The sequence below is a fragment of the Halomonas fontilapidosi genome (assembly GCF_014192285.1).
Classification (GTDB): Bacteria; Pseudomonadota; Gammaproteobacteria; order Pseudomonadales; family Halomonadaceae; genus Halomonas; species Halomonas fontilapidosi.
In genome coordinates, this window is record NZ_JACHXQ010000001.1 from 72,100 (window position 1) to 84,404 (window position 12,305).

The window sequence follows — 12,305 nt, forward strand, 5'->3', positions numbered from 1 at the left end:
GGTCCTTGACGGAGGCGTTGCCAGACGCTGCCGCGATTTGTCGCGATATGGTTTACAAAACCCGGCACTGTGGAGGAATGACGGTACTATGTCAAATTCGCGGGATCCCCACGCCTTGGCGCGGCTGGTCCGGGAGGGGCGACGTTACTGGGCGTCGCCGGCGGGTCAGGCGCTATGGAAGTCCGAGCGGGCTTGTCTCGGTCCGGTCTGTGAGCGCCTGGTCGGGCAACACAGCCTGGAACTGGGCATGGCGCCCATGCTCAGTGATATCTGTCCGATCCGCCACGCCCTGGGCTGGTCACCGAGCCGTGAGATGGCCGAGCACGAATCGACCCTGGTGTGCCCACCGGATGCCCTGCCGCTTCCCGATGACAGCCTGAGCCTGGTGGTGGTCCACCATCTGCTCGAGGTGGTCACAGAGCCGCATCACATGTTGCAAGAGGCGGCGCGGGTCACCGCCGACAATGGCCGACTGATCATCTTCGGCTGGTTTCCGCTGAGTGCCGGCGGGCTGTCGCGTGCCTGGCCGGGCAGGCGGCGGCGCATGCCGTGGCGAGGTCACTGGCGCTCCCCCGGCCGGCTCGGCGACTGGTTGGCATTTGTCGACTTCGAGATCGAGCGGGTAGACTATTGCGGCTTTCATCTGCCCGGCAGCCTGCCGCGCAATACCATGCTGGAGACCCTCGGGCGGCGCCACAACCTGCCGCTGGGCGACAGTTACATGATTCATGCTCGCCGCCGGGCACAGCTCGCCCAGTCGCAGCGTCCGCGTTTCGAACTGGCTCGACCTCTGACCGGCCCGGCGCTGGGCAGTGCCTCGCGCGTCGAGCCGCAACCGGAAAGGAACCGCAACGGTGACTGACATAGCGCACGGCGAGCCGCAGACCGTGACCATCTATACCGACGGCGCCTGTCGTGGCAATCCCGGCCCTGGCGGGTGGGGCGCATTGCTGGTCAGCGGGCCTCACGAGAAGGCGCTCAAGGGGTTCGAGGCGGTGACCACCAACAACCGCATGGAACTGATGGCGGCGATCATGGCGCTACGCGAGCTCAAGCGGCCCTGTCGGGTGGCGCTGTGGACCGACTCCGAGTACCTGCGCAAGGGGATCACGGAGTGGATTCACAACTGGATCAAGCGGGGCTGGAAGACCGCCGCCCGCCAGCCGGTCAAGAATGCCGAGCTGTGGCGAGAGCTCCACGAGGAGACCCACCGCCATGCGATCGAGTGGCACTGGGTCAAGGGGCACAGTGGCCATGCCGGCAACGAGCGGGCCGATGAACTGGCCAATCAGGCCATCGACGAGCATCGCGCCCGCGCCTGACGCCCGCCTTTCCTGCACGCCGAGAGAGATCCCATGCGACAGATCATTCTGGATACCGAGACCACCGGCATCGATCCCCGTGACGGTCATCGCCTGATCGAGATCGGGGCGGTCGAGATGGTCAACCGCCGCCTTACCGGCAACCGTTATCATCAGTACATCAATCCCGAGCGGGACATCGAGGCTGAAGCCGTGGGCGTACACGGCATCACCAACGAGCGAGTCGCCGACGAGCCGCTCTTCGCCGAGGTTGCCGATGCCTTCTGGGCCTTCATCGAAGGGGCCGAGTTGGTGATCCATAACGCACCCTTCGACGTGGGCTTTATCGACCACGAACTCGAGAGGCTCAATGCCTTGCGCGGCGAGCCACGACTCGGCCCGGTGTCAGAGCACTGCCGCATCCTCGACACCCTGACCCTGGCACGCGACAAGCACCCCGGTCAGCGCAATAGCCTGGATGCCCTGTGCAAGCGCTATGAAATCGAGAATGGGCATCGCGTGCTGCACGGTGCTCTGCTCGACGCCGAAATCCTCGCCGACGTCTACCTGGCCATGACCGGGGGCCAGACCATGCTCTCGCTGGATGCCTCGGCAACAGCCGAGGGGCGCGCGGGTGATCAGGGGGGGCTGGCCATCCGTCGCTTGTCCCTTCCCGCGGGGCAACTGCGCGTGGTGCCACCCGACGAGACGGAGCTGGCGGCCCATCGTGCCAAGCTGGAACGCATTCGCGAGGCGGGCGGCGAGTGCCGCTGGGATGACTACCCGGAATTGCTCGGCGGTGAGGCGGCGTCACCCTGATGCTGCGTCAGGAATTGCCCAGCAAGGAAGGGGCCGGGCGTGTCATCCGCCTGGCCCGCGGGCGTATTGCGCCCGGTATCGACGAGGGCCCGCTGCAAGCCTTTCAGCCCTGGCATGAGCGGATGCAGCCGTTGTGCTGGTGGCAGGATGAGCCCGTGGCGCTCGCGCTGGAGACACAGCCCGACGATGACTGGCTTGATGGTCGGGCCTGGATGGCGCGCCTGCCGGAATCCTGGTTCCCGCTGGTCTCCACGGCCCTGCAGGTGGCGGCCTGGCTCGACAATCACTGCTTCTGTGGGCGCTGTGGCGCTCCGGCCAGGCGCCTCGACGCCGAGTTCGCCATGCACTGCGAGCAGTGTGGCCATCGCAACTACCCGCGCATCTCGCCCTGCATCATTACCCTGGTGACCCACGGGGAAGCGCTGCTGCTGGCCCGCAGCCCGCGGTTTCCTCCGGGCCGATACTCGACGCTGGCCGGCTTCATCGAACCGGGCGAGTCGGCCGAAGACGCCGTGCGCCGCGAAATCTTCGAGGAGGTGGGGCTCAGCGTGGGACGGGTCAGCTACTACAAGAGTCAGCCCTGGCCCTTTCCCCATTCACTGATGCTGGGCTTCTTTGCCGAAGCGGCTAGCCGGCGCATCCGTATCGACGGCGTGGAGATCGCCGACGCCGCCTGGTTCAGCCCGCGGCAGCTGCCCCAGCTGCCGCCGCTCTACTCCATCTCCCGAGCGCTGATCGAGACCCACCTCAGGGAAGTCGGAGTGCGGGAGTAACGAATATGCGGGGGTCAGTGGCCAGGAAACAGGCGGGTAAGCTGTGTGGCCAGCATGACGTTGCCGGTGGCCTTGAGCTTGCCCGTCATGAAAGCGCTCATGCCGTTGATCTCGCCGCTCATTATGCCCTTCAGGGTCTCGCTGCTCAGGCTCAGGCTGACCGAAGGGTCGTCATGCTCACCCTCGTGGATGCCCAGCGTACCGTCGTTCACTACCAGGTAATGATTGCCGGCATCGGTGAAGTGGAACTGGAAGACGTCATGCATGCCGCTGGCGGCCTCGGGGTCGAAGCGGCGCTGTAACTTGTCGAGGGTGGCGTCTGACATGGGGGAGATCCTTGCTGGCCGTCGGATAAAGTCTGACCACAGAGCGTATTTGAAACGTCCGTTTGAATCAAGCGTGCTTGTGCAGGCACCCAGGCCCCGGGCAGGATGACAGCATAGCGAACAAAAGGAGAAGGCAGTGAACGAATGGCTGACGGAATTTGGCATGTTCGTAGCGCAGCTGGTGACCCTGATGGTGATCGGCGGCGTGGCGCTGATCGTGGTCCAGCGGGTCAAGGGCGACGCGGGGGGCCGCACCCGGCTGCGTCTCGAAGAGCTCAATGGCACGCGCCGTCATCGTCGCCGCCGGATGCAGTTGGCGGCCAGCCAGCCGGGGGCCCGCAAGCGGCTGATCAAGGCCTTCCGGCGCGATGACAAGGCGCAGGATCGGCGCGGCCGCAAGGGAGACGGGGAGAGCGCCTCACCGACGGTGTGGGTGCTGGATTTTCATGGTGACATCAAGGCAAGCGGTACCGGACAACTCGCCGAGGAGGTCTCGGCGGTGCTGGGGGTGGCCGGCCAGGGGGACGAGGTGGTGGTCCGCCTGGAGTCGGCCGGGGGGCTCGTGCATGGCTATGGCCTGGCGGCCGCCGAGCTGGATCGCCTGCGCGAGGCGGGCCTCTCGACTACCGTCTGCGTCGACAAGGTGGCCGCCAGTGGCGGTTATCTGATGGCCTGCGCAGCCGACCAGCTGCGTGCTGCCCCTTTCGCGGTGCTCGGCTCGATCGGTGTGGTCGCCCAGCTGCCCAACCTGCATCGTCTGCTCAAGCGCCACGACATCGACGTGGAGCTGCTCACCGCCGGGCGCTACAAACGGACCCTCACCGTCTTCGGCGAAAACACCGAGGAGGGGCGCGAGAAGTTTCGCGAGGATCTCGAGACCACCCATGAGCTGTTCAAGCGTCATGTGGCCGAGCGTCGTCCGGGCCTCGATATCGACGCGGTGGCCACCGGCGAGATCTGGTACGGCAGCGATGCCCTGACACGCGGCCTGGTGGATGCACTGGGGACCAGCGAGGCCTACCTGATGGAGCGCATGCAGCAGGCGCGGGTGATCCGCCTGACCCTGGAGCACAAGCACACGCTAGGCGAGCGTTTGGGTATGGCGGTCTCAGGTGGCGTGGAGATGAGCATCGAGCGGGTGCTGGAGAGGCTCGATGCCGGTCGCTGGCAGAAGCGCTGATCGGACCCTAGGGTCTGCCGCCCAGTTCCAGGCGACCGAGAGCCTCGATCAGGGTTCTCGCACGCTCACCATGCAGGGAGTAGTAGATGGTCTGGGACTCCCGGCGAGTGCTGACCAGATTCTCGCGACGCAGTATCGCCAGGTGCTGCGAGAGTGCCGATTGGCTGAGTGACAGCCGCTGATTGAGCTCGGTCACCGAGAGTTCGCTGCCGTCGAGCAGGCAGAGAATCCGCAGACGGTTGTCGTTGGCCATCGCCTTGAGAAGGGCGCTGGCCTCATCGATGACCGCTGTGCCGCCTTCCAGGAGACGTGCTGCAGCGCCGCTGGTATTGCCCATGATCTGTCCCCTGCTGGGCAGGATCGGCATGTCGACGGCCGATGACCTGCGCTGTTGAATGCATTTACATGAGCCCGCCGCGCGGGTGGCATCTGTTGCTCGTGCATATCCTGATTCAGCTTCTCCTCAATAATAGTCCAGCTTGACGGCTGTCGCCGAATCAACGCTGTATCAATGAAAAATCTGATGCGGCGCGCCGCGTGTTGTCGACAATTAGCCCGGCTTTACCTTGCACTTTTGTCGAAGATTAGCCGATGGTATGAGGTTACAGCGGCCAACTTGCTCTAGAGTGTCAACAATCAACGCCCCTTCGATTGCTGACAGGATGCAGATGAGCATGTACCAAGACGAGTATCGCCGCTCCATTGATCACCCCGAGGCCTTCTGGGCCGAACAGGCCAGGCGCGTTCCCTGGTTCACCCCGCCCACCACCATTCTCGAGTACGACGAGGCGGGTCATGCTCGCTGGTTCGTGGATGGCGAGCTCAATATCTGCCATGCCGCCCTCGACCATCATGTCGAGCAAGGGCGCGGCGACCAGCCGGCCATCTACTGGGACTCTCCGGTCACTGACAGCAAGCGCACCTTGACCTTCGTCGAGATGCGCGACCAGGTCGCCCGCGTTGCCGGCGCCTTGCAGGCGCTGGGCGTGGAAAAGGGTGACCGGGTCGTGATCTACATGCCCATGGTGCCGGAAGCGCTGATGGCCATGTACGCCTGCGCGCGTCTGGGGGCCGTGCACTCGGTAGTGTTCGGCGGCTTTGCCCCTCACGAGTTGGCCGTGCGCATCGAGGATGCCGAGCCCAAGGTGGTGATTGCCGCTTCCTGTGGCGTCGAGGGCGATCGGGTGCTGCCCTACAAGCCGATCATCGATGCGGCCATCGAGCAGAGCAGCTACAAGCCCGAGGCCTGCGTGATCTTTCAGCGCGACCAGCATCATGCCGAGCTGGGCGCGATTGACCATGACTGGGCGGCGCTGGTCGAGAACGCCGAGCCCGCTGACTGTGTGGCGGTCAAGGGCAGCGATCCGCTCTATGTGCTCTATACCTCCGGCACCACCGGCAAGCCCAAGGGAGTCGTGCGCGATACCGGCGGCTATGCCGTGGCGCTGAGCTATTCCATGGACACCATCTATGACGTGGACCCTGGCGATGTCTTCTTCTCGGCCTCCGACGTCGGCTGGGTGGTCGGCCACTCGTATATCGTCTATGCGCCCCTGCTGCGCGGCTGTACCACCGTGGTCTACGAGGGCAAGCCGGTAAAGACCCCGGATGCCGGGGCTTTCTGGCGGCTGATCAGCGAGTATCGTGTCAAGAGCTTCTTCACCGCACCGACGGCCTTCCGCGCCATCAAGAAGGAAGATCCGGACGCCAAGCTGATGGCGCAATACGACATCTCCTGTCTCAAGGCGTTGTTCCTGGCCGGTGAGCGCCTCGATCCGCCGACGTTCCATTGGCTGGACGACCTGATGGACGTGCCGGTGATCGATCACTGGTGGCAGACCGAGACCGGCTGGCCGATCGCCGCCAACCTCCAGGGCCTGGAGCCGATGCCCACCAAGGCGGGGAGCGCGACAGTGCCGGTGCCCGGCTTCAACGTCCAGATCCTCGATCGTGCCGGGGAGCCCATGGGGGCCATGGAGCAGGGCAGCGTGGTGATCAAGCAGCCGATGCCGCCTGGCTGTCTGACCGGTATCTGGGGAGATCCGCAGCGCTTCCAAAGCGCCTACATGTCGGCCTTCCCCGGCTACTACCTGACCGGTGACGGTGGCTTTGTTGACGAGGATGGCTATCTGTTCATCATGGGGCGCACCGATGACGTCATCAATATTGCCGGTCATCGTCTCTCCACGGGCGAGATGGAGGAGGTCGTCGGCGCGCATCCCGCCGTCGCCGAATGCGCGGTGATCGGTATTCATGATGCTCTCAAGGGCCAGCTGCCGGTGGGGCTGGTCATCCCCAAGGACGGCTTCGATGGACGCGAGGTGGAACTCGAGGAGGAGCTGATCGCCCTGGTGCGCGACAAGATCGGGCCTATTGCCTGCTTCAAGCAGGTGCTGGTGGTTGATCGCCTGCCCAAGACCCGTTCCGGCAAGATCCTGCGCAAGCTGCTGCGCAATATTGCCGACGGCCAGGAGTTCGGGGTGCCCTCCACCATCGATGACCCGGCGAGTCTGCAAGACGTGCACGAGGCCATGAAGGAGCGTTCGGTAGGCACCGCCCACGAGGCCCGCCAGCTCTAACGCTCGCCACCACCGCCGACCTCGACGCCGCCGCCCTTCCGGGCGGCGGCGTCGTTCCATGGCATGCATGGCCAGGCGTCTGGTCAGGCCGTATAATGCCCGGCCTATTCGCCTCCGGGCGATGACTCTGCCACGAGGGTTCCCTCACCCCTCCCCGAAAAAAGGATGCCGTGATGTTCGTGCTTTCCAATGCCCAGTATCGACGCTGCCTGACGCTGCTGGTCGCCTTCCATATTCTGGTCATCGCCGCCAGCAACTACCTGGTACAGCTGCCCTTTACCCTCTTCGGGTTCCATACCACCTGGGGCGCTTTCAGCTTTCCCTTCATCTTCCTGGCCACGGATCTCACCGTGCGCCTGTTCGGCAAGGAGCCGGCGCGGGCCATCGTGCTGAGAGTCATGCTACCGGCGCTGGTGATCTCCTACGTCGTCTCGGTGGTCTTCCCGCGCGGCGGCTTTGCCGGTCTCGCGGGGCTGGGCGAGTGGAACCTCTTCGTTGCGCGGATCGCGCTGGCGAGTTTCATGGCCTACGTGCTGGGCCAGCTGCTGGATGTGCAGGTCTTCGATCGCCTGCGCACGCTCAAGGCCTGGTGGGTGGCGCCGGCGGTCTCCACGGTGCTCGGCAACCTGGCCGATACCTTCGCCTTTTTCTCCATCGCCTTCCACAACAGCCCCGATGCCTTCATGGCGGCCAACTGGCCGGAGATCGCCTGGGTCGACTACGTGATCAAGCTCGGCATCAGCCTGGCGTTCTTCCTGCCGCTCTACGGTGTGCTGCTGGCCTGGCTGAGCCGTCGCCTGGTGGCTGTGACGGGCAACGCCGATCTGATGCCCGGCGAGGCACAGGCAAGAACCTGACGTTACTCCAGGACAAGGAAATCGTGATGCCCATCGAACTTCACTACGTCGACACCGGCGGTGACGCAACGCCGCTGGTGGTCGTGCATGGCCTGCTCGGCAGTGCCGACAACTGGCGGTCTCACCTCAAGCAATGGCAGCGCCGGCATCGGGTGATTGCCGTCGACCTGCGCAACCATGGCCGCTCGCCGCATGTCGCGGGGATGGGCTACGATGCCATGGCCGAGGACCTGCTGGCCCTGCTGGATCGGCTCGACGTCTCCAGGGTCCACCTGCTGGGTCACTCCATGGGCGGCAAGGTGGCGATCAGCCTGGCCCGCCTAGCCCCTTCCCGCGTGGCCTCGCTGATCGTGGCCGACATCGCGCCGATCGCCTATGGCCATGACCACGACAGCGTGTTTGCCGCCCTGCGCCGCGTCGAGGCAGGCCAACCGACCAACCGTCGCGAGGCCGACGCGCTGCTCGCTGAGCATGTCGAGGAGTCGGCCGTGCGCCTCTTCCTGGCCACCAATCTCGAGCGTAGCGACCAGGGCATATTGCGCCCGCGAATCGGCCTCGACGAGATCCAGGACGACTACGAGACGATCATGGCAGAGCCGGCAGGCGAAGGCGCCTTCGACGGGCCGACCCTGGTTCTGCGCGGTGCGCACTCGACCTATGTGACCGACGCCATGCTGCCGAAGGTGCGCGAGGTGCTGCCGCGCGCCGAGGTCGAGACGCTGGAAGCAGGCCACTGGCTACATGCCGAGCAGCCTGCCGCCTTTCAGGCGGCGGTCAACGCCTTTCTCGAGCGCGTGGAACGCTAGCGAGGCGACGCCCCGGGGTCGATGGCCAGTCGCGAGACCGGATGGCGTTCCTGGATCAGGCCGGCCTCGAAGAGGTAATCCTCGAAGCGGCGGTAGCGGCCCTGATCGAGCGCCGCCGGGCTGAGGTTCAGGCGGCCACGCACCATGTCCCACCCCTCGCGATTGACCGCGGTGTCCAGCGCGGGTTCGGCGCTTGCAAGCAGCGCCCAGGCCTCGTCCGGGTGGTTGGCGATCCAGGCCGTGGCCTCCTCGAGCGTCGCGACCAGCCGGCGGATGGCCTCCCGCTGCGGCCCCAGGTGGTCGCGGTTGGCCAGCAGTACCAGACCGTCATGTAGCGGTATGCCCAGCGCCTCGATGCGTAATACCCGGGTAGCCAGCCCCTCGTCGGCGAGCTCACGGGGCAGCCGGTGACGCATGGCGCCGATCACCCCGTCCACGCGCCCCTCGCGGAGCGCGTCGCCGAGCCGAAAGTTGAGCGCTTCGGTCTCGACCTCGTCGTCACGGATCGCGGCGCCCTTCAAGAGGGCCGCCAGCAGCACATCTCGGCTATCGATGTCGGCATGGCCGATGCGCGAGCCGGCCAGCTGGGCGGGCGTTTCGATGGTGCCGTCCTCGCGAACCACCAGCGCACTCAAGGGCGTCGCGATCAGACTGGCGACACGTACCAGCGGCAGGCCGCGATCCACCTGGAGGTGCAGCAAGGGCTGGCGGGATACCGCCAGGTCGATCCTTGAGGCGGCCAGCAGCTTGCTCGGTACATCCGGGTCGGCCGGGTTCGCAAGCGTGACGTCCAGCCCGCGGCTGGCAAACAGGCCTCGCTCCCTGGCGACGAACAGGGCGGCGTGGCGAGGGCTGGGGTAGCCGTCCAGCATGATCTGCAGTGTCGTGACCGGCGGTGGTTCGATTGGCTCCGCCGGGCGAAGCGCTAAGGCTGGAACGCTGGGACGCGAGGGCGTGTCGACGCTGGGGCCGGCCGGCGCGTCTGTGTAGCGACGCAGGGTCTGGGCCCAGGCGGCAGCCCTGGCCGCCTCGTCGGCCAGGGCCTCCAAGTCCAGCACCATCACCTCGGTACCCAGCGGCGGATAGCCTTCCTGCAGCTCGGCGGAAGCGTCGTCTGGCGGGTCGGCCGCGGCGGGCTGCGTTGACAGTAGCACGATGGCCGAGAGCAGCAGCCTCCAGCATAGAGGCCGCCGAAAAACAGATGTGATCATCGAAACGGGACTCCTGAGAGGGGCGCTTTCCGGCCGTGCCACGCTGCTGCGCAAGCTTAACCGCTGCCCATGGGCGGCGGCCAGTCATGACCGCAAACGGAAATCGCCGTGTCAGACGCGGCATGCGATAATCCGTGTTCTCATTGCCCAGGCAGGATGCCATGGATTCGATCAACAGCCTCTTCCTGCTCAGCGGTTTCCTCCTGGCCCTGAGCATTCTTGCCAGCCGGCTCTCCTCGATGGCCGGTGTGCCGCTGCTGCTGATCTTTCTGGGCCTGGGCATGCTCGCCGGTGAGGAGGGTCTGCTTGGCATCCAGTTCGACGACTATTCGCTGGCATTTCTGATCGGCCACCTGGCGCTGGCCATGATCCTGCTCGACGGCGGACTGCGCACTCGTCTCAAGACCTTCCGCGTGGGTTTCCGGCCGGCGCTCTCCCTGGCGACCCTGGGCGTCTTCATCACCAGCGGCCTGGTCGGCCTGTTTGCCATGTGGCTGTTCGACCTGAGCCTGGTGCAGGGGCTGTTGGTGGGCGCCATTGTGGGGTCCACCGACGCCGCGGCCGTGTTTTCCATGCTCAGTGGTCGGGGCGTCAATCTCAACGAGAGGGTCGGGGCGACGCTGGAGATCGAGTCCGGGACCAACGACCCCATGGCGATCTTTCTTACCCTGATGCTGGTCGAAGTGCTGGTTGGCGAGATCGGCGGGGTTGGCGAGACCCTGTTGTTCCTCGTGCAGCAGTTTGGCCTGGGCATCGCCCTCGGCGTGGGTATCGGCTGGCTGAGCGCGCGCCTGCTGAGCTGGCTCGATCTGGCCCCGGGGCTCTATTCACTGCTGGCCCTGGGGCTTGGCTTCTGTGTCTTCGGGCTGACCAGTGCCCTGGGCGGCAGCGGCTTCCTGGCCATCTACCTGACCGGCCTGATGATCGGCAATCGGCCCGGTCGCCACCTCACGTTCATTCTGCCGGTGCATGACGGACTGGCCTGGCTCTCCCAGATTGGCCTCTTCCTGGTACTGGGCCTGTTGGTCACCCCCAGCGAGATGCTGGATTTTGCACTGCCCGCGCTGCTGGTGGCCCTGGCACTGATCTTCATCGCCAGGCCGCTGGCGGTGCTGGTGGCGGTCAAGCCATTCTTCAAGTTCCGTTGGCGGGAGATCGGCTTCATCGCCTGGGTGGGGTTGCGTGGGGCGGTGCCCATCGTGCTGGCGATCTTCCCGGTCATCGGCGGGGTGGAGAATGCCTCGCTCTACTTCAATGTCGCCTTCGCGGTGGTGCTGCTGTCGTTGCTTATCCAGGGCGGCAGCCTGCCGTGGATGGCACGCCGCATGAAGGTCGAGCTGCCGCCCAGCGTGACCCCGAATCGGCGGGGGCCGCTGGGTATCCTGCCCGAGAACGACTACGAGATGTTTGTCTACGAGGTCGAGAACGCCGACCTCGAAGACGTCCCGATTCGCTTGCTGCGATTTCCTTCCGGGGCGCTGATCTCGGCGCTCTTCCGCGAGCATGCCATGTTGCACCCCAAGGGCAGCACGCGGCTGCGGCTGGGAGACGTGATCTGCGTGATTGGTCGCACGGATGATCTGCCGGCGCTCAACCGGTTGTTCAATGGCGATGCCAAGCTCAAGCGGGAGCGGGCCTTCTTCGGGACCTTCACCTTTGATGGTGACGCCCGCATGCGCGACATCGCCGATGCCTATGGCCTGACGCTGAGTCCCGGCGAGCAGGACATGACGCTCGCCGAGTTCATCTCCCTGCGGGTCGGAGGGCACCCAGTGGTGGGCGATGACGTGGACTGGCACGGTATCCACTGGGTGGTCAGCGAGATGGACGGCAACAAGGTGACCCGGGTAGGACTCAGGCTCTATTGAACCGGCAGGCCTGTGGCCGATAATCAAGAATTCCGCGCCGCCTTGAGCATCGCCATTTCCACCTCGACGGCATCCTGATCGGGTCGGGTGACCCACACCGCTCCATCCTGAATCAGGCAGTTCAGCGTCATGCTCCTGGCCGCCAGCGTTGCCAGGGCCTGAACCGATGCTGGGGCAATATCGATGACCGTCAGGTTATCGAGTGTCGCGCACTTGCCGGCGACCTGCTCCCACCAGATGGCTGCACCGTGACCGCTGTAGGGATAGAGGATGACCTGGCTGGCTCGCGCGCAGGCGCGCCGGATTTCCTTTTCGTCGGGCTGCCCCAGCTGGATCCATACCTCGATAGCGTCGGTCAGATCCTTGCGCCACAGGTCGGGTTCGCCCTCGGTGCTGACGCCACGCCCGAAGGTCAGAGACGCATCGGCGTTCAGGGCGAAGGCCAGCAGTCTCACCATCATCCGCTCGTCGGTTTCCGAGGGATGTTGTGCCACGGTCAGGGCATGATCCGCGTAGTAGTGTCGGTCCATGTCGGCGATCTGCAGCTGAACCTTGTGAATCGTTGCCTTGAGTGCCATGTCGCTC

13 protein-coding genes are annotated in these 12,305 nt (G+C 65.3%); 9 read left to right on the plus strand and 4 right to left on the minus strand.

Annotated features, from left to right (window positions below; all coding sequences use genetic code 11):
* Positions 1 to 88 precede the first annotated feature (88 nt).
* Genes FHR95_RS00335 through nudC form a run of 4 tightly spaced genes read left to right on the plus strand, consistent with a single transcriptional unit; the run spans position 89 to position 2,893 of the window.
* Positions 89 to 862, plus strand: a complete 774-nt coding sequence (locus FHR95_RS00335) for a methyltransferase domain-containing protein (RefSeq protein ID WP_183312940.1) — start codon at positions 89 to 91, stop codon at positions 860 to 862.
* A complete protein-coding gene (rnhA, locus tag FHR95_RS00340) occupies positions 855 to 1,322 on the plus strand; it encodes a ribonuclease HI (protein ID WP_040186853.1) in 468 nt (155 codons plus the stop codon). The genes FHR95_RS00335 and rnhA overlap by 8 nt, the downstream gene beginning before the upstream one ends.
* Before the next feature lie 33 nt (positions 1,323 to 1,355).
* The gene (gene dnaQ, locus FHR95_RS00345; protein WP_183312941.1) at positions 1,356 to 2,120 is read left to right on the plus strand and encodes a DNA polymerase III subunit epsilon; all 765 of its coding nucleotides are present in this window, start codon (positions 1,356 to 1,358) and stop codon (positions 2,118 to 2,120) included.
* Positions 2,120 to 2,893 carry an NAD(+) diphosphatase gene (nudC, locus tag FHR95_RS00350; protein WP_183312942.1) on the plus strand — a complete coding sequence of 258 codons (774 nt, stop codon included), beginning with the start codon at positions 2,120 to 2,122 and terminating at the stop codon, positions 2,891 to 2,893. The genes dnaQ and nudC overlap by 1 nt, the downstream gene beginning before the upstream one ends.
* A gap of 14 nt (positions 2,894 to 2,907) precedes the next feature.
* Here the strand turns inward: nudC and FHR95_RS00355 are convergent, their stop codons facing one another.
* Positions 2,908 to 3,219 (minus strand): SCP2 sterol-binding domain-containing protein, encoded by a 312-nt coding sequence (locus tag FHR95_RS00355; RefSeq protein WP_040186849.1) that lies wholly within the window; start codon positions 3,217 to 3,219, stop codon positions 2,908 to 2,910.
* A 136-nt stretch (positions 3,220 to 3,355) separates the two neighbouring features.
* Between FHR95_RS00355 and sohB the strand changes: the two genes are divergently transcribed.
* Entirely contained in the window at positions 3,356 to 4,399 is a 1,044-nt protein-coding gene (gene sohB / locus FHR95_RS00360; RefSeq protein ID WP_183312943.1) for a protease SohB, read from the plus strand.
* A gap of 7 nt (positions 4,400 to 4,406) precedes the next feature.
* On the opposite strand, the gene FHR95_RS00365 is transcribed toward sohB, so the two are convergent.
* Positions 4,407 to 4,736 (minus strand): ArsR/SmtB family transcription factor, encoded by a 330-nt coding sequence (locus FHR95_RS00365; RefSeq protein WP_183312944.1) that lies wholly within the window; start codon positions 4,734 to 4,736, stop codon positions 4,407 to 4,409.
* A gap of 331 nt (positions 4,737 to 5,067) precedes the next feature.
* Between FHR95_RS00365 and FHR95_RS00370 the strand changes: the two genes are divergently transcribed.
* The 3 genes from FHR95_RS00370 to FHR95_RS00380 all read left to right on the plus strand — a co-directional run bounded on the left by FHR95_RS00370 (position 5,068) and on the right by FHR95_RS00380 (position 8,641).
* A complete protein-coding gene (locus FHR95_RS00370; protein WP_183312945.1) occupies positions 5,068 to 6,978 on the plus strand; it encodes a propionyl-CoA synthetase in 1,911 nt (636 codons plus the stop codon).
* A gap of 173 nt (positions 6,979 to 7,151) precedes the next feature.
* Positions 7,152 to 7,835 (plus strand): 7-cyano-7-deazaguanine/7-aminomethyl-7-deazaguanine transporter, encoded by a 684-nt coding sequence (locus FHR95_RS00375; RefSeq protein ID WP_040186842.1) that lies wholly within the window; start codon positions 7,152 to 7,154, stop codon positions 7,833 to 7,835.
* Positions 7,836 to 7,861: 26 nt separating this feature from the next.
* Positions 7,862 to 8,641, plus strand: a complete 780-nt coding sequence (locus FHR95_RS00380) for an alpha/beta fold hydrolase (protein ID WP_183312946.1) — start codon at positions 7,862 to 7,864, stop codon at positions 8,639 to 8,641.
* On the opposite strand, the gene FHR95_RS00385 is transcribed toward FHR95_RS00380, so the two are convergent.
* A complete protein-coding gene (locus FHR95_RS00385; protein ID WP_183312947.1) occupies positions 8,638 to 9,852 on the minus strand; it encodes an ABC transporter substrate-binding protein in 1,215 nt (404 codons plus the stop codon). The two genes, FHR95_RS00380 and FHR95_RS00385, sit on opposite strands and share 4 nt — an antisense overlap.
* A gap of 161 nt (positions 9,853 to 10,013) precedes the next feature.
* On the opposite strand from FHR95_RS00385, the gene FHR95_RS00390 reads away from it, so the two are divergent.
* Positions 10,014 to 11,720, plus strand: coding sequence for a potassium/proton antiporter (locus FHR95_RS00390; protein ID WP_183312948.1), 1,707 nt, complete (start codon positions 10,014 to 10,016; stop codon positions 11,718 to 11,720).
* A 23-nt stretch (positions 11,721 to 11,743) separates the two neighbouring features.
* On the opposite strand, the gene FHR95_RS00395 is transcribed toward FHR95_RS00390, so the two are convergent.
* A complete protein-coding gene (locus tag FHR95_RS00395; protein WP_183312949.1) occupies positions 11,744 to 12,298 on the minus strand; it encodes a YaeQ family protein in 555 nt (184 codons plus the stop codon).
* Between the last annotated feature and the right edge of the window lie 7 nt (positions 12,299 to 12,305).

Excerpts from the sequence above, each read along its gene's own strand:
- FHR95_RS00335 (WP_183312940.1), top strand. The coding sequence starts at position 89 with ATGTCAAATTCGCGGGATCCCCACGCCTTGGCGCGGCTGGTCCGGGAG.
- dnaQ (WP_183312941.1), top strand. The coding sequence starts at position 1,356 with ATGCGACAGATCATTCTGGATACCGAGACCACCGGCATCGATCCCCGT.
- nudC (WP_183312942.1), top strand. The coding sequence starts at position 2,120 with ATGCTGCGTCAGGAATTGCCCAGCAAGGAAGGGGCCGGGCGTGTCATC.
- FHR95_RS00355 (WP_040186849.1), bottom strand. The coding sequence starts at position 3,219 with ATGTCAGACGCCACCCTCGACAAGTTACAGCGCCGCTTCGACCCCGAG.
- FHR95_RS00365 (WP_183312944.1), bottom strand. The coding sequence starts at position 4,736 with ATGGGCAATACCAGCGGCGCTGCAGCACGTCTCCTGGAAGGCGGCACA.
- FHR95_RS00370 (WP_183312945.1), top strand. The coding sequence starts at position 5,068 with ATGAGCATGTACCAAGACGAGTATCGCCGCTCCATTGATCACCCCGAG.
- FHR95_RS00375 (WP_040186842.1), top strand. The coding sequence starts at position 7,152 with ATGTTCGTGCTTTCCAATGCCCAGTATCGACGCTGCCTGACGCTGCTG.
- FHR95_RS00380 (WP_183312946.1), top strand. The coding sequence starts at position 7,862 with ATGCCCATCGAACTTCACTACGTCGACACCGGCGGTGACGCAACGCCG.
- FHR95_RS00385 (WP_183312947.1), bottom strand. The coding sequence starts at position 9,852 with ATGATCACATCTGTTTTTCGGCGGCCTCTATGCTGGAGGCTGCTGCTC.
- FHR95_RS00390 (WP_183312948.1), top strand. The coding sequence starts at position 10,014 with ATGGATTCGATCAACAGCCTCTTCCTGCTCAGCGGTTTCCTCCTGGCC.
- FHR95_RS00395 (WP_183312949.1), bottom strand. The coding sequence starts at position 12,298 with ATGGCACTCAAGGCAACGATTCACAAGGTTCAGCTGCAGATCGCCGAC.